The following is an 18,562-nucleotide window of genomic DNA, read 5'->3' on the forward strand; positions in this document are numbered from 1 at the left end:
GCGGCCGTTGAGGCCGAGGCCGCGGGTGGCGCCGCGCCGTCCGAAGACTTGCCGCCGCGTTCTCGCTTCGCGTGGTGCGTGACGGGTTCGGGCCACTTCCTGGACGAAGCCATGGCGCTGGCCGAACGCCTGCCCAACGTCGATCTTTTTCTCTCCGCTGCCGGCGAAGAGGTGCTGGAAATCTACAAGCTGCACATCGACGCCCTGAAGCTCAAGTTCCGCGTGTTTCGGGACAAGACGGCCAGCGGCGTGCCGGTGGGCATGCTGTATGAGGACGTCTATCACACGGTGGTCGTTGCCCCGGCCACGAGCAACACGGTGGCCAAGTGCGCCTTCGGCATCAGCGATTCGCTGCCCACCAACATGTTCGCGCAGGCCGGCAAGCTGGGCATACCGGGCATCGTGTTTGCATGCGACACGGAGCCGGTCGTCGTCACCAAATCGCCGCATGATTGGGTCACGCTGCGGCCGCGGCGCATCGAACTGGACAACGTGGAGCGCCTGCGCGCCATCGACTTCGCGCGGGTCGTGGCGTCGCCGGCCGAACTGGAAGCTGCCCTCGAAACACGATTGAAGGAACTCTCGCTCGCATGGAACACATCCTCTTCCTGACCGGACGCCTCGCGCAGCCGAGCCTGGAGCGGGTGTTGTCCGCCATCGATGCCGCCCCCTTCACCTGGGAGGCGCGCGATCTTGGCCTGCAAGTGGCCGGGTTGATGACCGCCGACATGATCGGCCGCCGCGTGTCGCTGCCCCTGACGGGTGTCGTGGCCGACGGGGATGCACCGCGGCGCATCGACCGCATCATCGTGCCGGGGCGCTGCCGCGGCGACCTGGACGCCTTGTCGCGGCACTTCGGCGTGCCGGTGCAGCGCGGACCGGAAGAGGTCAAGGACCTGCCGCTCTTCTTCAACCGCGCGGCCAAGGCCATCACGCTGGACGACTACGAGGTGGCGATCTTTGCCGAGATCGTCGATGCGCCACGCCTTTCGGTGACCGAGATCGTCGCGCGTGCCGCGCGTCATCGTGCCGATGGTGCCGACGTGATCGACCTGGGCAGCCTGCCGGCGACGAAATTCGACCACCTCGAAGACAGCGTGCGAGCGCTCAAGGCCGAGGGCTTTCGTGTGAGCGTCGATTCCATCGACCCGCAAGAACTGCTGCGTGGCGGGCGCGCCGGCGCCGACTACCTGCTGAGCCTCACGCTCGACACCTTGTGGGTGGCCGATGAAGTCGCATCGACGCCCGTGCTCATTCCCCGCGTGCCGACGGATGAGGCGTCGCTGCACGAGGCCATCGACGTGTTGCAACGAAAGGGCAGGGAGTTCCTGGCCGATTCGATCCTCGACCCGATTCCCTTCGGCCTCACCGCCTCCATCGTTCGCTACCACCGCCTGCGCGAGCGCTTTCCGGAGGTGGCGATCATGATGGGCGTGGGCAACCTCACCGAGCTGACCGAGGCCGACACGAGCGGCATCAACGCCCTGCTGTTCGGCATCTGCGCCGAACTGGACGTGGCGGCCGTACTCACCACGCAGGTCAGCAACCACGCGCGCCGCGCCGTGAAAGAAGCCGACTGGGCGCGCCGCATCATGCACGCCGCGCGCAGCCACAGCCAGCTGCCCAAGGGCATGAGCGACGCCTTGATGACCGTGCATGCCAAGCGTCCCTTTCTCGACACGCCAGAAGAAATCGCGAGCACCGCGGCGCAGGTGCGCGACCCCAATTTCCGCGTGCAGGTGTCGGCCAGCGGCCTGCACGTCTACAACCGCGACGGCATGCGCACGGGGCAGGGCGCCTTCGAGCTGTGGCCGCAGCTGGGACTCGAAAACGACGCGGCGCACGCCTTCTACATGGGTGTGGAACTGGCGCACGCCGAGATCGCGCACAAGCTGGGCAAGCGCTACGTGCAGGACCAGGCGCTGGACTGGGGATGCGCCGTCGACAGGCAAGACGAAGACCTCGGCCAGCAGTGCGCGCCCGGCACCACGAAGGCGCGCCGCAAGACCACCCAAGAGCCTTTCAAATGAACGACGTGATCTTCGAATGCGTGGTGACCACCGTGGCGCCGGACGGCAAGCCGCACGTCGCGCCGATGGGCGTGCGCTACCAGGGCGAGCAGATCGTGCTGATGCCCTTCAAGCCCTCGACGACGCACGACAACATCTGCGCCACGGGCGGCGCCGTGCTCAACATCGTGACCGACACGCGCGTGTTTGCCGGCTGCGTGACGGGGCGCAAGAGTTGGCCGACCTTGCCCGCCGAAAAGATCCAGGGCGTGCGACTGGCCAGTGCCTTGAGCCACATCGAACTCAAGCTCGCAGACAAGGTGGACGACGCGCAGCGCCCGGTGTTGCGCATGGCGCGGGTGCACGAAGTGGCGCACGGCAACTTCGCCGGCTTCAACCGCGCGCAGGCTGCGGTCCTGGAAGGCGCTGTGCTCGTGAGCCGTCTGCACATGCTGCCGCCAGAAAAGATCGACAGCGAAATGGCCTATCTGCAGATTGCCATCGACAAGACAGCCGGCGTGGAAGAGCGTGAAGCCTGGGGCTGGCTGGTCGAGGCGGTGAAGCGGCATCGCGAGAGCAACAACGCCCAAGGGGCCGCGTCTTGATGAAACTGCTCATCAGCGTTCGAAGCGTCGAGGAAGCCCTGCTCGTGGCCGATGGCGGCGCCGACTTCATCGACCTGAAGGAACCGGGGCAAGGCGCACTCGGCGGACTGCCCGTGGCGAACATCCGCGACATCGTGAGTGCCTTGCGCCGGCATGGATGCACGCTGCCCCTGAGCGCGACCATTGGCGACGTGCCGATGCACGATGCGCGGCGCATCGCAGCTTGTGTCGATGCGGTGGGTGCGTGCGGTGTCGACTACGTCAAGGTCGGCATCGAGCGCGATTTGCATGCGCCTGCGGTGCTCGACCTGCTGGCCGAGAGCGCGTGGCCCGTCGTGCCGGTGTTCATCGCCGACATGGGGCTCGAGGCCACGCATGTGGCGCGTGCCTGCGCGCTGGGTTTTCCCGGCGTGATGGTCGACACGCAGGACAAGCTCGCCGGCAGCCTGTTCGAGGCCATGCCGATGGACGCCTTGCGCCTGTTCGTCGACACGGTGCGAGGCGCGGGCCCGATGGTGGGCGTGGCAGGTGCGTTGCGCAGCCAGCACGCGCCATTGCTGAGGGAACTGGCCCCCGACTTTGCGGGCTTTCGTACGGCGGTGTGTGCGGGCGAGCGCAGCGGTGCCATCGACCCCGAGCGCCTGCGTGCGCTGACGGCGCTGATGCACGGCGGCGCATTCGCTCCCTTGTAGGCGTTCGAAGCCCTTCGCGCCGAGCCAGAACTGCTGACGCTGGCGGCCTTGTCTGTGCGCTGGCACACCGACTTCACGCGCGCTGCGTCCTATAACTGGTTTTTCGATCCCAGCGAGCCACGCCATGGACTCCGTCCGCGATTCCGTTCGCCTTCCTTGTCACGCAGGGGAGGTGCCATGAGCCATCCAGGCGTCACGGCGAAACAGGATGCCAACTACCGGCCAATGATCGACCCGTTCGAGCAGCAGCAAAAGAAGGATCTTCGGGTCGAGCTCTTCTTGATTGCGGCAACAACGATCGTTTCCGTGGCAGCGCTCGTTGTCATCTTTCTGCGGTAGGGCCCTGGAATATCGTGAAAAGAGGGATCTCCGATCGCGAATCGGTCGCTGGCGTCCTGGTCATGCTGGTCTGCTCGAGGCTGATCAAGAGCAGGTCGAGCAAGACCTCGCGCACGGGGCTGCACGCGCTGGTGCCGGTCAGCGAGCGTGCTTCGGTGCGCCGGGGGCTCATTGCGCTGATCGACCATGGCTTGCTGGCCATGTCGGGCGAGGACATCGGTTTCACGCTCAACGGACGGCTGTTTCTGGCGCACGTGCAGCGTGCGCACCATCCGTCGCGCGCGGCTGACAGGCCGGATGAGCCCGACCCGGTGGACATCGATTCGATCCTTGACGCCATCGATGGCGACGATCGATTCGATCCGCAGGGACCGGTTGAAGATGTCCAATCGCTCCCGGCCCGGCTGCAAGTCGAGCGAAAACCCAAACCCCGCAGGTCAGGCTTCCCGACAAAGTGGTTTGTTTTTGCCTGTCTTTTCGCCTTCGCGGCTGCCTATGCCATTGGGCACTGAGCTCGCGCGCACGAAAGTATTCAAGCTTTATTACCCAGGGGCATCCATAGTGGAGGAGAATGCGTTGACGTTCCCGGTGCTTTATTTGCCAGGTTCGCAGTTCGGTGATTGGTCCGTTTCGCGCCACAGTGCATTCTTTGTTTGTTGTGACCCTGGAACTCCATCGCTTTGTTTCTTGTTTTGATTTAGGAGTTCTCCATGGGCAAAAAGCTCTACGTAGGCAACCTCGCCTATTCCGTGCGCGACAACGATCTTGAGCAGGCTTTCAGCCAGTTCGGCTCGGTTGCCAGCGCCAAGGTCATGATCGAGCGGGATACCGACCGCTCCAAGGGCTTCGGCTTTGTCGAAATGGGCACCGACGCGCAAGCGCTGGCGGCCATCGAAGGCATGAACGGCCAATCGCTCGGCGGCCGCAGCCTGACCGTCAATGAAGCGCGTCCGATGGAGCCCCGTGCTCCTGGTGGCTACGGCGGTGGCGGTGGTGGTCGCAGCGGTGGCGGCGGCGGCTACGGCGGCGGCAGTGGCGGTGGTGGTGGCTACGGCGGTGGCGGCGGCTACGGCGGCGGTGGCGGCAATCGCAGTGGTGGCGGCGGCGGTAGCCGCGGCGGCTATTGATCGCTTTTCAGCCTCAGTTCAAGGGCTCCTTCGGGCAAGCAATTCGCCCGTCGTGTTGATGCCCAGGCCATAGCGCCATGAAATTCGACCCCCGTGCCGCAGTGCGATCCGGGGGTCGTTTCTATTGGGCGACGCCTTTTCAGGCTCGCTGTCAGGCTCGCTTGCGAGCCACCAGGCCGTAGATCGCCAGAACCGCGATCGCCCCGATCACGGAGGCGATGAAACCGGCGCCGGCTCCCGCCGTGTACCAGCCCGTCGCTTGGCCGATACAAGTTGCCAGCAGCGAGCCCACGCTGCCCAGGATGACGCTGAAGTTGCGGCAGCGGCCGCATCGGCATCGAAAAAGCGGTCGATCGCCCCGCCCGGGCCCATAAACATTCTCAAAACGCTTGCGCTCTTGAAATGCCTTGCAGCGGCTCCAGTTTGCTTACCGGAAGCGCTGGAAGGACGCCTCCGGCGCTCTGTTCAACCTGAATGGAGGTATTCGCCATGTATCGATCTTTGTTCCCGCGCGACATGTTCGCCGAGATGGATCGCCTGCAGCGCGAGATGCAGCAGGCACTGGATCTGTCGCCCACCATCCGGGGGTTCGGGCGAGGTGGTTTTCCCGCGCTCAATGTCGGGGGCACGCCCCAGACGGTGGAGGTCTACGCCTTTGCGCCGGGCCTCGACCCTGACTCCCTGGACGTCACCCTCGACCGCGGCCTGCTCACGATCGCCGGCACACGCGCATCGAGCCTGCCGGACACGCGTCGCTCCGACGACGACGACAGTCAGGCGGCAGTGCACATCAACGAGCGATTCGCCGGTGAGTTCCGACGTCTCATCACCTTGCCCGATGACGCCGATCCGGAAGCCGTCGATGCGAAGTATCGCAACGGCGTCGTCCAGGTCACGGTGCAGCGGCGCGCCTCGGCGCAGCCGCGCCGCATCGCCATTCAATGAATCCATCGAAAGGAGTGAGAAATGAACGGAGTTCGTAATTCGAGCGTCGATCCTTCGAAGGCCACGCAGGCGCAGGCGCAGGGTGCCACGCGCTACAGCGACGCGGCGCTGATGCCACCGGTCGACGTGGTCGAGGATTCCAACGGCATCACGCTGTATGCAGACCTGCCGGGTGTCCCGCGAGAGAAGCTGCGGCTCGAGGTGGAGGCGGGCACGCTCACGATCGACGCCGAGATGGACCTGCCCGTGCCCGAGGACTTGCAATCGAGCCATACCGAGGTGGGCCTGGGCCGGTTCCACAGGATCTTCACGCTGAGCCAGGACCTGGATCCCGACAGGGTCGCTGCGGAGCTGTCGAACGGGGTGCTGCGACTGAGCATCCCGAAGGCCGAGCACGCGAAGCCGCGTCGCATCGCCGTCAAGGTGGATTGACGCGACGGCCGGGCGGCGAATTTGCCGCCCGGTGCCGCAACACCCCGATTCGTCACGCTCTTGATTGGAGGAGTCCGGACACCATGGCCATCGATCTGCTGAAGCACATTGCGTCATCGCCCATGCCGATGTATTTCAGGTCGCACGAAGACATCGAAAAGGTACGCGCGCTTCGCGCCGCCGGCCTGGTGATCGCGTTCGTTCCGCCAGACACCGATGCGCCGATGGCGCGGGCGTCCGGACGGGAGGCCGAGGTGTACGCGGTCACGCAAAAAGGGCGCGAAACGCTTTGGAGCATCAGTTGACAGCACAGCCATTGCCTGGCCCGGGCGCACGCCCGCCCATCGGTTGAGGGCTTCAAATCGGCGTCCTTGAGCAGGACAAGGGCTTGTCCTGCACCTTCCGCTACTCCACGACACTCACCTTGTCCGGCGCCCACCCGCCATGGAAGCCGAAGGGCACGCGCACCGGCAGGCGGATCGTCGCGACCGGCTCGCCGGCGAAGTCCTGCGCATCCAGGATCACGACGTCGCTGAGGTCGCGCTGCGGGTCGTAGACATAGGACAGGATCCAGCCTTCGTCCTCGGCAGTGGCGCCCGGCTTGCGAACGAAGACCGGCTCTGCCGTCATCTTTCCCGGCCCGTAGTCGTGGACCTCGGTCGTCCCGCGCTTCAGGTCGTGCTTCATCGCCGGTCCAAAGGCCACGTCATCGCCCCAGTAGGCGGTGTACGCGTAGCGATAGGGAAGGCCGCCATGGCGCCCGTTGATGCGCGCGAATTCGTTGCCGCGATCATCGATGACCGTCTCGCTCAATTTCCCGGTCGGGCGGTGGAGCGTCCACCGCACCAGGATGGGCGCCCCTTCATTGGGTCCGTTCTGGTCGGTCAGGAACATCCGGTGATGCCGCATCAGGTCGACGATGGTGAGATCGCCCTCGTCATAGGCGTTCGCGAAGTGGAAGGCGAAGCAGCGCGGCGCTTCGAACCACTGGATGGCCGACACGTCGCCGTTGCGCGGCAGCAGCCCGATGCGCGAAGGCCGCTTTTCATCCCACAGCCACGGAAAGTCCGTGCGCGAGAGTTCAGGCTGAAAGGTCACCGGAAAGTCGGGCACGACGATGAAGGACTGGGTGAACGCCATGTCGTGGATGAGCGGGATGTGCGGCAAGTCGATGCGCGCCCTGGTCGTGGCGCGCCCGTCGCCGTCGACCGAGATGTAGCGGATCGGCTGAAACGGCTCATAAGCCAGCGCGTGGTGCTCGCCCGTGACCGGATCGTATTTGGGATGGCCCGTGAAGCCCGCTTCGAGCGTGCCTTCGAAATCGGTGCGACGCACGCTCGCCAATTCGTAGTCCAGCTCGACCGGAATGCTGCCGGCCTCGACCACCGCGCACAGCTTGCCGCCCACGTTCATGAGGTTGGTGTTGACGTTGCCGTCGCGCGTGCCTTCGCCCGGCCCGGGGATGGGCTTGCGGCTCAGGACGCGGGCGGCGTCCCGGTCCAGGACGAAGCGGCTGCGGAACCATTGCGCCTTGCCGTCCTGCAGGCGCAAGCCATGTGCCATGCCCGAGCCCGCAAACCAGTGATGGCGCACGAGCTGCACCCGGTCCAGTTCATCAATGGGATTGGGCCCGATGCGCAGGAAGCGGCCGGTCAGCGCTTGCGGAATGCGGCCGACCACTTCCAGGTCGAAGGCCGTGACCTCGCTCTTGAGCGGTGCGAAGTTGCCGGCGACATAGGGCGCGCCGGTGCTGGTGACGGAAGGGGCTTTCTCCGCCGAGACGTTCATGTTCATGATGCGCTCCTTGCTGCCTGGGTGGAGGTTGCGAAGGCCAACAGGTCCGCGTTGAGCTTGACCCTGTCGGTGTCGCCCAGCGCGTGCGAGCCGCCGGGGTAGATCTTCAGCACCGAGCCCCGCACCAGCTTGGCCGTCAGCAGCGCCGAGGCGGCGATGGGCACGATCTGGTCGTCGTCGCCGTGGATGATCAGGGTCGGAACGTCGATCTTTTTCAGGTCCTCGGTGAAGTCGGTCTCCGAGAAGGCCTTGATGCAGTCGTAGGCGTTCTTGAAGCCCGTCATCATTCCCTGCGCCCACCAGGCCTGGATCATCCCCTGCGAGACCTTGGCGCCCGGACGGTTGAAACCGAAGAAGGGGCCGCTGGCGACGTCGAGGAAGAACTGCGAGCGGTCGGCCAGGTACGACTTTCGAAAGCCGTCAAAGACCTCCATCGGCAGCCCGCCGGGATAGGCCGCGGTCTTCAGCATGATCGGCGGCACCGCGCCCATCAGCACCACGCGCGCGACGCGGCTGCTGCCGTGCCGGCCGATGTAGCGCACCACCTCGCCGCCGCCGGTGGAGTGGCCGATCATCGTCACGCCCTTCACGTCCAGCGCGCTGAACAACTCGTTCAGGTCGTCGGCGTAGGTGTCCATGTTGTTGCCGTTCCAGGGCTGGCTGGAGCGGCCGTGGCCGCGCCGGTCGTGTGCGATGCAGCGCAAGCCGTGGGAGGCCAGGTGGAACATCTGTGCTTCCCATGCGTCCGCGTTCAGCGGCCAGCCGTGGCTGAAACTGACGACAGGGCCGGACCCCCAGTCCTTGTAGTAGATCTGCGTGCCGTCCTTGGTGGTGAAGGTGCTCATGGTTCGCCTTTCGGGGTGGAGGGTGGATGAACGCTGCGCGGCGGATCGGGGCGCGGCGGGAGGGTCGGCGGCAGGTGCCGCCAGCGGCAAGCCGAGCGTTGCCGCGGCCGCCGCGGCACCGGCCAGCAGTCGGCGGCGGGTCGTCGGCAGGTCCGCGGTGGGCGCGGGGAGGGCAGGGTCGTTGTTCATGGTGCGGATCTCCGTGGAGGGTCGACCCGGTGCGAGAGACGGCGGTGTCGACGGAGAGAGCGTGCCGCTCGCCGTGTTGAAACGCATCGCCAGGAGGGCCAGCGTGGATCCCGGACCTTTTGGAGAGATCGACGCAGGTCTGCGGACAGAAGGGCAGGCACTCAAGTCGCGTGATGCGACTTCAAAGCTTCAGCGCATACCGCACCGCTTCGTCCAGCGCCCACGCCCGGCCTTCGTTCCACGCTGCGTCGAATGCGGAGTCGTCCTGCAGCGCACTGCGCGCAGCGGCCATCAGGCGTTCGTGCCGTGCACGCTCCGGCGTGGTCATGGGAGAGCCGATCTCCTCGCGCAGGCGCTGCGTGCAGCCCCACAGGCGTGCCGCGCAGGACGCGCTCGCAAAGGCCAGCGACAAGCCGGCAAAAGCATCCAGCCATGCCGCATGGGAGAGGGCGTCGCCGGTCGGCATGGTGTCCAGCGCTTCCTTGAGTTGGCTCTTGGCGGCGGCGACGTCGCCCTCATCGTGGGAGACGATCGCCAGTGCCAACAGGGTGCTGGCGGTGCCGGGCCTGTCGCCCAAGGCGCGCTGCCCCTCCAGGGCTTCGAGCAGCAGGCAGCGGGCCGCTTCGAACTCGCCCTGCGCCAGCCGGACCTCGCCCAGCACCGAGAGCGCCAACGCCGCCCGCCAGGCGCCGATCTCGCGGCTGATGGCGACGCACTCCTGCAACAGCGCCTTTGCCGCACCGTAGTCGCCCGCATCATGGGCCGCCATGCCGAGGCACTGCAGGCCCATGGAGATGCTGCGCCGATCGCCGATCTCGCGTGCGATGCGCAGGGCGTCTTCATAAAGCCCGCACGCCACGGAAAGCTCGCCACGTGAATTGGCGATGCTCCCCAGACTGATGAGCGAACGCACGATCCCGCGGCGGTTGGCCTCTCGTTGCCAGATGGCGAGCGCTTCCCGGTGCCGGCCCTCGGCCGCCGCGTAGTCGCCCTGCAGGTACGCCAGCGCGCCGGCCGCATGGAACGCGCTGGCGTGCGCGTCCTCCCGCGTCGCGTCGGGTGCGATGGCCAGGAGGCGCGCGATCCAGCCGCGCCCTTCGCCGTAGTGGCCGCGCATGCGCCAGAACCAGTGGAGCTGCCCTGCCAGCCCCAGGCCCTTGACCGAACGCGCCGGCGAGGCTTCGCACCACGCCAGCGCGGCACGCACGTTGTCGTGCTCCTGGTCGAGTTGCAGTAGCTTGGCCTGGAGTTGCGAATCGGTCTGCGCGGGGTCGAGCAGCCTGCTGGCCATGTCCAGGAAGAAGTCGACGTGGCGATCACGCATCGCCTCTTCCTCGCCGCTTTCGCGCAAGCGGTCCTGCGCATAGTGGCGCACGGTTTCGAGCAGGCTGAAGCGCGTGTCGTCACCCTGCGTTTCGGCGAGGACGAGGTTCTTGTCCGTGAGCGACGTGAGGAGGTCCAGCACCTCGGCGTGCCCGACGCTTGCGCCGCTGCAGACCTGCCCGGCAGCTTGCAGGGTCCACCCGCCGGCAAATACCGAGGCCCGCCGCAGCAAAGCCTTCTCGGGCTCATCCAGCAACTCGTGGCTCCAGTCAATGAGCGAGCGCAGGGTGCGGTGGCGCGGAAGCGCCGTGCGCGACCCGCCGGTGAGCATGCCGAAGCGGTCGTCCAGCCGCCGGCTCAGCTCCTGCAGGGACATCACGCGCACGCGCGGCGCCGCCAGCTCGATGGCCAGCGCGATGCCGTCCAACCGGCGGCAGATCGACGCGAGGGCGGCCGCATCGTTCCCCGTCACCTCGAAGCCCGGCCGCTGCAGCCGGGCACGATCGACGAACAGGCGCGCCGCCTCGCAGGCGAGGACTTCCCCGGTCGTCGCATCGGCCAGCGCCCCGGGCACGGAGAGCGACGGCACCCGGTACGTAAGCTCGCCCTCGATGCCCAGGCGCTCCCGGCTCGTGACGAGCAGGGAAAGGCCGGCGCATCGCCGCAGCAGGGCGTCGGCGAGTTGCGCACAGGGCCCGAGCAGGTGCTCCACGTTGTCCAGCACCAGCAGCAACTGGCGGGGAGCCAGCCATTCAGCCACCGTCTCCAGCAGGTCCTTGCCGGACTCCTCGATCACGCCAAGGGCCTTGGCGATCGACTGGATCACGAGCGAAGGATCGCCCAACGGCGCCAGTTCGACGAACCACACGCCGTCCGGATGCGGCTCCAGCATCGTGGCTGCCACCTGCAAGGCCAGCCGCGTCTTGCCGCAGCCACCGGCACCGGACAAGGTCAGCAGCCGCGTGGTGGCCAGCCACTGCCGGACCTCCGCGATTTCCCGGTCGCGGCCGATGAAACTCGTCAGGGGCTGCGGCAGGTTGTGCGCTGGCGGGCGGACGTGCGCCGAAGGGGACGTTTCGCGCGTGACCACCAGGGTAAAGCGATAGCCGCGCCCGGAGACCGTCGCGATCGCCTCGGACCCCAGCACCTTTCGCAGCGCCGAGGCATGCGCCTGGAGCGTGTTCTCTTCGACGATCACCTTGCCCCAGACCCGGGCCAGCAGCTCGTCCTTGGTGGCCAGGTGTCCGGCGCGATCGACCAGTGCGACCAGCAGGTCGAAGGCATGCGGGCCCAGGTGAACCGCCTGCTGGTCCGCGAGCAGGCGACGCTCGTCGGGCTGGAGCTCGAAGCGCCCAAACCGGTAGCGGAGCGATGCAGCGGGTGCGGTCATGGAAATGATGCCAAGGACCAGTGCGGCGCCCAGTCTAAGGTAAGGGGCCAAGCTCAGACTTCAGGAAATCTTCAGCCGGGCACCCATGACAACGGCCACGCAAAGCACGAAGCTCTCGTCACACGGGGTTCGACCTGCCCCGGATCAAAGGAGGACTTCATGAACCACCTTGCGCCTCGCCCTTGGACCCTCTTGGTGACGCATCCCGACCCGCTGCTGCGCGCAGGACTCGTGGCGGCGCTGCGCCAGCATGCGGCCTTCGAGGTCTTCGTCGATGGTGTCGATGCCGAGGCACCGGATCGAACCCGCATCGACGTCGTCATCACCGACTACGACGACGCCATGGCGCTTGCCCGTTCCCTGCACCCCGCCCGCGACCGGCGCGTGTCGGCGAGGATCCTCGTGCTCACGACCATCGATCGCGAGGCGGACATCCGGCGCGCGATCGAGGCGGGTGTCCACGGCTACATCGTGCTGGGCGGCCCCCTGGACGAATTGATTGATGGGCTGACCACGGTGGCCCATGGACTGCGCTACGTGTCCCGCTCCGTGGCGCAGCGCATGGCCGACAGCCTGGGCCACACGTCGCTGACGTCGCGCGAGATGGAGGTGCTGAGCCTGGTCGCAGGCGGCGAATCCAACAAGGCGATTGCGCGTGACCTGGAGATCAAGACGGGAACGGTCAAGTCGCACATGACGGCGATCATGACCAAGCTGGGTGCGCGCTCGCGCACGCAGGCCGCCAGCATTGCAGCCACGCGCGGTCTCGTCGGGCAGCGCGACACGTTGAGGCCAATGACGACCCAGCGCCCTGCGGGTGTGCTCGGAGCCTGCATGAGCTTGTCGCCGGAGCTTCTCGAAGCCCTGTCATGGCCGGTCTCCTGGTGCGCCGTTGCAACGCAAGCTTGTGCGGCGCTCGTGTGAGCGCCATGCGCCCGCTACGCAGCCCCGCGGGTCAGGCGAGGTCAGCGCCCCGCAGCATCACGGGCTCCCTGGAGCCGCCCGCCACGCGCTTCCTGACCGCTGCATCGATCGCGTTGGCGTTCGCCGTATAGGTGTTCAGCGCATCGTCGTCGCTGACGGTGGCGTGATAGCGATAGTGCAGCGTTTCCTTGCCGACGCTGGCCCCGACGTAGACGTCATCGATGAGCACCCAGAACCGGACGGTACCCGACGCATCATGAAAGAAGGGAGGGTTCGTCATGCTGTTGTTTGTGAGTGGATTCGGGAGCGGGCTCGTGGGCGTCGATCCATTGGGTGGCCTTGACCTGGATGGCCCGGATGGCGTCGCCGCCGTCGGTGAACTGCCTGCACGAAATGAGGTGGCACTTGCACGCCTCAGCGAAGTAAAGCATTGCGCCAGCCGCCACCGTGCCGTCGATGGAAAGGTTCGTGAGATGGCTTCGCACTTCCCATCCAAGGTAGGGGAGGCGAACGGAGTCGGCGTCGTAGTCCATGGTATCTGCTCGATCAATCAGGTAATTCCCGAAAGACCGGTTATAGGACCTCGCGCGAGCCGGGTCCGTGCGGCAGCGCACAGAGCACGGCCTGCAACAGGCCTACAACGGCACCATGCAAGCACTCATCTACAACGGTCCCGGCCAAAAGGCCGTGGAAGACCGCCCCAAGCCAGTCATCCAGAGCCCCACCGACGCGGTCGTCCGCATCACACGGACGACGATTTGCGGCACCGACCTGCACATCCTCAAGGGCGACGTGGCGACCTGCAAGCCCGGCACCGTGCTCGGCCATGAAGGCGTCGGCGTCGTCGATGCCGTGGGCACCGGCGTCACCACCTTCAAGCCTGGGGACAGGGTGCTGATCTCGTGCATCAGCGCCTGCGGGCGTTGCGAGCCTTGCCGCAAGGGCATGTACTCGCACTGCACGACGGGGGGCTGGATCCTGGGCCACACCATCGACGGCACCCAGGCCGAGTTCGTGCGCATTCCCCATGCCGACACGAGCCTGCACCGCATTCCGGAGGGCGCCGACGAGGAGGCGCTGGTCATGCTCAGTGACATCCTCCCGACAGGCTTCGAATGCGGCGTGCTCAACGGCAAGGTGCAGCCGGGCTCCAGCGTCGCCATCGTGGGTTCGGGCCCCATCGGGCTGGCCGCCCTGCTCACCGCGCAGTTCTATGCGCCGGCCGAGATCATCATGATCGACCTGGACGACAACCGCCTGGCCGTCAGCAAGCGCTTCGGCGCCACCGCCACGGTGAACAGCGCCGCCGGCGATGCGGCGCAACAGGTCATGGAACTCACCGGGGGACGCGGCGTCGACACCGCCATCGAGGCGGTCGGCATCCCCGCCACTTTCACGCTTTGCGAAGACATCGTGGCAGCGGGCGGCACCATCGCCAACGTGGGCGTGCACGGATGCAAGGTCGACCTGCACCTGGAGAAGCTGTGGTCGCACAACGTGACCATCACCACCCGGCTGGTCGACACGGTGTCGATTCCGATGCTGCTCAAGACGGTGCACTCCAGGCGCATCGACGCGAAACAGTTGATCACGCACCGCTTCAAGCTCGACGCCATCCTCGAGGCCTACGAGACCTTCGGCAATGCGGCCGACACGAAGGCACTGAAAGTCATCATCGAAGCCTGACGCCGCTTGGTGTGCTACCGCACAGACCCGGCGACGCGGTGCGCGCAGGGTAAGAGGTCAATCAACACAGCCCATCAACAGGGAAGACACCATGACGACAAAAAGCCACGACGCACCCGTCGCGCTCGGCGGCAAGAGTCCCCGCTTTGCAGCGAACGACAATGCCAGCGAGATCAAGGCAAGCAGCGATCCCTCCCTCTATCCGGTGCCGGAAGCCATCCTGAAACGGGCGCATGTGTCCGGCATGCCCGCCTATGAAAAACTGGTCGCCGAGGCCGACGCCGACCACGGCGCCTACTGGGCGCGGCTCGCACGCGAGTTCGTGACATGGAAAAAGCCCTTCACCCGCTCGCTTGACGACAGCGAAGCCCCTTTTTTCAAGTGGTTCGATGACGGCACCCTGAACGTCTCGTACAACTGCCTCGATCGCCAGGTCGAACGCGGCCACGGCGACAAGCCGGCCATCATCTTCGAGGCCGACGACGGGCAAGTGAGCCGCGTCAGCTACAGCGAGCTGCTGGCGCGCACCTGCCGCCTGGCCAATGCGTTGAAGGCACGCGGCGTGAAGAAGGGCGACCGGGTCGTCATCTACATGTCCATGAGCATCGAGGCCGTGGTGGCGATGCAGGCGTGCGCGCGCATCGGCGCCACCCACTCGGTAGTGTTCGGTGGCTTCTCCGCGCAGAGCCTGCGCGATCGCGTCGAAGGCGCGGGCGCCGTCATGGTGATCACCGCCGACGAGCAGTTGCGGGGCGGCAAGCAACTGCCGCTGAAGGCCATCGTCGATGATGCCCTCGCCCTGGGCGGATGCGATGCGGTCAAGAACGTGATCGTGTATCACCGCACCGGCGGCACGATTGCCTGGAACGCCTCACGCGACCGCTGGATGCACGAGGAGACGCAAGCCCAAAGCGATGCCTGCGAGCCCGAATGGGTCGGTGCCGAGCACCCGCTGTTTTTGCTCTACACCTCGGGCTCCACCGGCAAGCCAAAGGGCGTGCAGCACTCCAGCGGCGGCTACCTGCTGCATGCGGCGGTCACGACGAAATGGACCTTCGACCTGCATGACGACGACGTGTTCTGGTGCACCGCCGACATCGGCTGGGTCACCGGCCACACCTACATCACCTACGGCCCGCTGGCCATCGGTGCGACCCAGGTGGTGTTCGAAGGCGTGCCCACTTATCCGGACGCCGGCCGCTTCTGGAAGATGATCCAGGACCACAAGGTCAGCGTGTTCTACACGGCGCCCACGGCCATCCGCTCGCTCATCAAGGCAGTGGCCTCCAACGACGCGGCGCATCCGAAGCACCGCGACCTGTCGAGCCTGCGCATCCTCGGCTCGGTGGGCGAGCCCATCAATCCGGCCGCGTGGGCCTGGTATCACGAGCATGTGGGTGGTGGGCGCTGCCCCATCGTCGACACCTTCTGGCAAACCGAAACCGGCGGCCACATGATCACGCCGCTGCCCGGCGCGACGCCGCTGGTGCCCGGCTCGTGCACCTTGCCGTTCCCTGGAATCGCGGCTGCCATCGTGGACGACATCGGCAACGACGTGCCCGACGGGCAAGGCGGCATGCTGGTCGTCAAGAAGCCGTGGCCGGGAATGATCCGCACGATCTGGAACGAGGAGCAACGCTTCAAGGACAGCTACTTTCCGCGGGAGCTCAAGGGCTACTACCTCGCGGGCGACGGCGCCATCCGCGATGAGAAGACGGGCTACTTCACCATCACCGGCCGCATCGACGACGTGCTGAACGTGTCGGGCCACCGGATGGGAACGATGGAGATCGAATCCGCGCTGGTGTCGTGCACCGAACTCGTGGCCGAGGCGGCCGTGGTGGGCCGCCCCGACGAGACCACGGGCGAGACGATCTGCGCTTTTGTCGTGCTGAAAGGTCCGAGGCCCACCGGCGAAGCGGCGAAGAAGATCGCGGCCGAATTGCGCAACTGGGTCGGCAAGGAGATCGGCCCCATTGCCAAACCCAAGGACATCCGCTTCGGCGACAACCTGCCCAAGACGCGCAGCGGAAAGATCATGCGGCGCCTGCTGCGCTCGATCGCCAAGGATGAGCCGATCACGCAAGACATCTCGACCCTCGAAAACCCGGCTGTTCTCGACCAGCTCATGGAAAGGAACTAGCCATGGAAAACGACCTGACCGCGCGCATCCTGCGCGACCCGAACTACCAGGAACTCAAGTCCACCCGCTCGCGCTTCGGCTGGTGGCTGGCGGGCGCGATGATGGTCGTGTACTACGGCTTCATCCTGCTGGTGGCCTTCGACAAGTCATTTCTCCTGACCCGATTGGGCGCCGGCGTGACCACCATCGGCATGCCGATCGGGCTGGGCGTGATCATCTTCACGATCGTCATCACCGGCATCTATGTGAACCGCGCCAACGGCCGGTACGACGCGCTGACGGCGCTCATCGCAAAGGCGGCAATGAAATGAAGCCCGTGCTCTGGACCAAGACCTTGGCGCTTCTGGCGCTGCTGCTGGTCGCCACCCTCGCGCAAGCTGCCGGCGCAGACCTCGGCCAGCTTGAAAAGCAGCCGACCAACTGGACCGCCATCAGCATGTTCGGCGCCTTCGTGGTCGGCACGCTGTTCATCACCAAATGGGCGGCATCGAAGACCAAGAGCGCGGCCGACTTCTACACGGCCGGCGGCGGCATCACGGGCTTCCAGAACGGCATGGCGATTGCCGGCGACTACATGTCGGCCGCGTCCTTCCTCGGCATCTCGGCGGCGGTGATGGTGGGTGGCTTCGATGGCTTGATCTATTCGATCGGCTTCCTGGTCGGCTGGCCGGTCGTGACCTTCCTGCTGGCCGAGCGGCTGCGCAATCTCGGCAAGTTCACCTTCGCCGATGTGGCGGCCTTTCGCTTCGGGCAGACGCCGGTGCGCGTGTTCGCTGCGTCGGGCACGCTGGTGGTGGTGGCCTTCTATCTCATCGCGCAGATGGTCGGTGCGGGGCAACTCATCAAGCTGCTGTTCGGGCTGGAATACTGGATCGCGGTGGTCATCGTCGGCGCGCTGATGATGGTGTACGTGCTCTTCGGTGGCATGACGGCGACGACGTGGGTGCAGATCATCAAGGCCTGCCTGCTGCTTGCGGGCGCCAGTTTCATGGCCTTCATGGTGCTGTGGAACTTCGGCTTCAGCCCCGAGGCGATGTTCGCGAAGGCGGTCGACGTCAAGACCGAACTTGCCACGGCCGCCGGTCAGTCGAAGGTCGACGCGGCCACGCAAGGTTTCTCCATCATGGGCCCGGGCGGCTTCATCAAGGACCCGATCTCGGCGATCAGCTTCGGCGTGGCGCTGATGTTCGGCACCGCCGGCCTGCCTCACATCCTGATGCGCTTTTTCACCGTGCCCAACGCCAAGGAGGCGCGCAAGTCGGTGCTGTGGGCGACGACGTGGATCGGCTACTTCTACGTGCTGACCTTCATCATCGGCTTCGGCGCGATCGCCTTCGTGCTGACCGACACGCAGTTTCTCGACCCCAAGGGCGGACTGCTTGGCGGCGGCAACATGGCGGCGGTGCACCTGGCCAAGGCGGTGGGCGGCAACGTGTTCCTGGGCTTCATCTCGGCCGTGGCCTTCGCGACGATCCTGGCCGTGGTCGCGGGCCTGACCCTGTCGGGCGCGTCGGCGGTGTCGCACGACATCTATGCGACGGTGGTCAAGAAGGGCAAGGCCGACAGCGCGTCGGAACTGCGCGTCTCGCGCATCACCACGGTGGCGCTCGGTGCGGTAGCGGTGGTGCTGGGCATCGTGTTCGAGAAGCAGAACATCGCGTTCATGGTGAGCTTGGCCTTCGCGATTGCCGCGTCGGCCAACTTCCCGGTGCTGCTGATGTCGGTGCTGTGGAAAGACTGCACCACGCGCGGCGCCGTGATCGGCGGCTTCCTCGGACTGATTTCGTCTGTGGCGCTGACGATCGTCTCGCCCGCGGTGTGGGAGGCGACGTTGGGCTATCCGAAGGGCTCGGCGCTCTTTCCGTATGCGTCGCCGGCGCTGTTCTCGATGACGATCGGCTTTGTGGGCATCTGGCTGTTCTCCATCCTGGACCACAGCGCCCGTGCGGTGAAGGACCGGGGCGGCTTCCTGAGCCAGCAAGTGCGCTCGGAAACGGGCATCGGCGCGGAGGGCGCGTCGGGGCACTGACAACCGTCGGCTGTTGACCGAACGCTGGACACTGGCCGTTGACTGCCGCCCGCTGACAACGGCCTTCTGACAACGGCGGCTGACATTCGC

21 protein-coding genes are annotated in these 18,562 nt (G+C 66.1%); 15 read left to right on the forward strand and 6 right to left on the reverse strand.

Translation table 11 applies throughout. The features are described from left to right. The first annotated feature begins 48 nt into the window (after positions 1 to 48). The 7 genes from QTI66_RS27675 to rbp all read left to right on the forward strand — a co-directional run bounded on the left by QTI66_RS27675 (position 49) and on the right by rbp (position 4,772). The gene (locus QTI66_RS27675) at positions 49 to 612 is read left to right on the forward strand and encodes a flavoprotein (protein WP_286563390.1); all 564 of its coding nucleotides are present in this window, start codon (positions 49 to 51) and stop codon (positions 610 to 612) included. After that, positions 591 to 2,030, forward strand: a complete 1,440-nt coding sequence (locus QTI66_RS27680; RefSeq protein WP_286563391.1) for a DUF6513 domain-containing protein — start codon at positions 591 to 593, stop codon at positions 2,028 to 2,030. Before QTI66_RS27675 ends, QTI66_RS27680 begins: the two co-directional genes overlap by 22 nt. Continuing rightward, positions 2,027 to 2,614, forward strand: a complete 588-nt coding sequence (locus QTI66_RS27685) for a DUF447 domain-containing protein (RefSeq protein ID WP_286563392.1) — start codon at positions 2,027 to 2,029, stop codon at positions 2,612 to 2,614. The genes QTI66_RS27680 and QTI66_RS27685 overlap by 4 nt, the downstream gene beginning before the upstream one ends. Then, positions 2,614 to 3,306 carry a (5-formylfuran-3-yl)methyl phosphate synthase gene (locus QTI66_RS27690; protein ID WP_286563393.1) on the forward strand — a complete coding sequence of 231 codons (693 nt, stop codon included), beginning with the start codon at positions 2,614 to 2,616 and terminating at the stop codon, positions 3,304 to 3,306. Before QTI66_RS27685 ends, QTI66_RS27690 begins: the two co-directional genes overlap by 1 nt. A gap of 177 nt (positions 3,307 to 3,483) precedes the next feature. Next, on the forward strand, positions 3,484 to 3,645 hold the full coding sequence (locus QTI66_RS27695) for a hypothetical protein (protein WP_286563394.1): 162 nt from the start codon (positions 3,484 to 3,486) through the stop codon (positions 3,643 to 3,645). A 14-nt stretch (positions 3,646 to 3,659) separates the two neighbouring features. Continuing rightward, positions 3,660 to 4,157 (forward strand): hypothetical protein, encoded by a 498-nt coding sequence (locus QTI66_RS27700; RefSeq protein WP_286563395.1) that lies wholly within the window; start codon positions 3,660 to 3,662, stop codon positions 4,155 to 4,157. Between the two features lie 198 nt (positions 4,158 to 4,355). Continuing rightward, the gene (rbp, locus tag QTI66_RS27705; protein WP_286563396.1) at positions 4,356 to 4,772 is read left to right on the forward strand and encodes an RNA-binding regulator; all 417 of its coding nucleotides are present in this window, start codon (positions 4,356 to 4,358) and stop codon (positions 4,770 to 4,772) included. Between the two features lie 151 nt (positions 4,773 to 4,923). Here the strand turns inward: rbp and QTI66_RS27710 are convergent, their stop codons facing one another. After that, a complete protein-coding gene (locus QTI66_RS27710) occupies positions 4,924 to 5,076 on the reverse strand; it encodes a GlsB/YeaQ/YmgE family stress response membrane protein (RefSeq protein WP_353506226.1) in 153 nt (50 codons plus the stop codon). Between the two features lie 185 nt (positions 5,077 to 5,261). Here QTI66_RS27710 and QTI66_RS27715 point away from each other — a divergent pair, with 185 nt between their 5' ends. From QTI66_RS27715 to QTI66_RS27725, 3 genes are all read left to right on the forward strand, one after another. Continuing rightward, positions 5,262 to 5,717 (forward strand): Hsp20/alpha crystallin family protein, encoded by a 456-nt coding sequence (locus QTI66_RS27715; RefSeq protein ID WP_286563397.1) that lies wholly within the window; start codon positions 5,262 to 5,264, stop codon positions 5,715 to 5,717. A 21-nt stretch (positions 5,718 to 5,738) separates the two neighbouring features. Further along, complete coding sequence (locus tag QTI66_RS27720) at positions 5,739 to 6,149, forward strand: Hsp20/alpha crystallin family protein (protein WP_444815059.1); 411 nt, start codon at positions 5,739 to 5,741, stop codon at positions 6,147 to 6,149. A gap of 83 nt (positions 6,150 to 6,232) precedes the next feature. Beyond that, positions 6,233 to 6,454 (forward strand): hypothetical protein, encoded by a 222-nt coding sequence (locus tag QTI66_RS27725; RefSeq protein ID WP_286563399.1) that lies wholly within the window; start codon positions 6,233 to 6,235, stop codon positions 6,452 to 6,454. 100 nt (positions 6,455 to 6,554) lie between these two features. Here QTI66_RS27725 and QTI66_RS27730 read toward each other — a convergent pair whose 3' ends face one another. From QTI66_RS27730 to QTI66_RS27740, 3 genes are all read right to left on the reverse strand, one after another. After that, entirely contained in the window at positions 6,555 to 7,943 is a 1,389-nt protein-coding gene (locus tag QTI66_RS27730) for a carotenoid oxygenase family protein (protein ID WP_286563400.1), read from the reverse strand. Next, positions 7,940 to 8,977 (reverse strand): alpha/beta fold hydrolase, encoded by a 1,038-nt coding sequence (locus tag QTI66_RS27735; RefSeq protein WP_286563402.1) that lies wholly within the window; start codon positions 8,975 to 8,977, stop codon positions 7,940 to 7,942. The genes QTI66_RS27730 and QTI66_RS27735 overlap by 4 nt, the downstream gene beginning before the upstream one ends. 181 nt (positions 8,978 to 9,158) lie before the next feature. Further along, positions 9,159 to 11,690, reverse strand: a complete 2,532-nt coding sequence (locus tag QTI66_RS27740) for an ATP-binding protein (RefSeq protein WP_286563404.1) — start codon at positions 11,688 to 11,690, stop codon at positions 9,159 to 9,161. Positions 11,691 to 11,849: 159 nt separating this feature from the next. On the opposite strand from QTI66_RS27740, the gene QTI66_RS27745 reads away from it, so the two are divergent. After that, positions 11,850 to 12,614: a LuxR C-terminal-related transcriptional regulator gene (locus QTI66_RS27745; RefSeq protein ID WP_286563405.1), complete on the forward strand. Its 765-nt coding sequence runs from the start codon at positions 11,850 to 11,852 to the stop codon at positions 12,612 to 12,614. A 31-nt stretch (positions 12,615 to 12,645) separates the two neighbouring features. Here the strand turns inward: QTI66_RS27745 and QTI66_RS27750 are convergent, their stop codons facing one another. Together QTI66_RS27750 and QTI66_RS27755 are read right to left on the reverse strand one after the other, a co-directional pair. Then, positions 12,646 to 12,894: a DUF1488 family protein gene (locus QTI66_RS27750; protein WP_286563406.1), complete on the reverse strand. Its 249-nt coding sequence runs from the start codon at positions 12,892 to 12,894 to the stop codon at positions 12,646 to 12,648. After that, positions 12,869 to 13,147 carry a hypothetical protein gene (locus QTI66_RS27755; protein ID WP_286563407.1) on the reverse strand — a complete coding sequence of 93 codons (279 nt, stop codon included), beginning with the start codon at positions 13,145 to 13,147 and terminating at the stop codon, positions 12,869 to 12,871. The genes QTI66_RS27750 and QTI66_RS27755 overlap by 26 nt, the downstream gene beginning before the upstream one ends. A 115-nt stretch (positions 13,148 to 13,262) precedes the next feature. Between QTI66_RS27755 and QTI66_RS27760 the strand changes: the two genes are divergently transcribed. From QTI66_RS27760 to QTI66_RS27775, 4 genes are all read left to right on the forward strand, one after another. Further along, positions 13,263 to 14,300 carry a zinc-dependent alcohol dehydrogenase family protein gene (locus QTI66_RS27760; RefSeq protein WP_286563449.1) on the forward strand — a complete coding sequence of 346 codons (1,038 nt, stop codon included), beginning with the start codon at positions 13,263 to 13,265 and terminating at the stop codon, positions 14,298 to 14,300. Positions 14,301 to 14,391: 91 nt separating this feature from the next. Next, positions 14,392 to 16,443: an acetate--CoA ligase gene (acs, locus tag QTI66_RS27765; protein WP_286563408.1), complete on the forward strand. Its 2,052-nt coding sequence runs from the start codon at positions 14,392 to 14,394 to the stop codon at positions 16,441 to 16,443. Positions 16,444 to 16,445: 2 nt separating this feature from the next. Beyond that, positions 16,446 to 16,754 carry a DUF485 domain-containing protein gene (locus QTI66_RS27770; RefSeq protein WP_286563409.1) on the forward strand — a complete coding sequence of 103 codons (309 nt, stop codon included), beginning with the start codon at positions 16,446 to 16,448 and terminating at the stop codon, positions 16,752 to 16,754. Then, positions 16,751 to 18,472: a cation acetate symporter gene (locus tag QTI66_RS27775; RefSeq protein WP_286563410.1), complete on the forward strand. Its 1,722-nt coding sequence runs from the start codon at positions 16,751 to 16,753 to the stop codon at positions 18,470 to 18,472. The genes QTI66_RS27770 and QTI66_RS27775 overlap by 4 nt, the downstream gene beginning before the upstream one ends. Positions 18,473 to 18,562 lie beyond the last annotated feature (90 nt).

Origin of the sequence: Variovorax brevis, from assembly GCF_030317105.1 — a bacterium.
In the GTDB taxonomy this organism is placed as follows: domain Bacteria; phylum Pseudomonadota; class Gammaproteobacteria; order Burkholderiales; family Burkholderiaceae_C; genus Variovorax; species Variovorax brevis.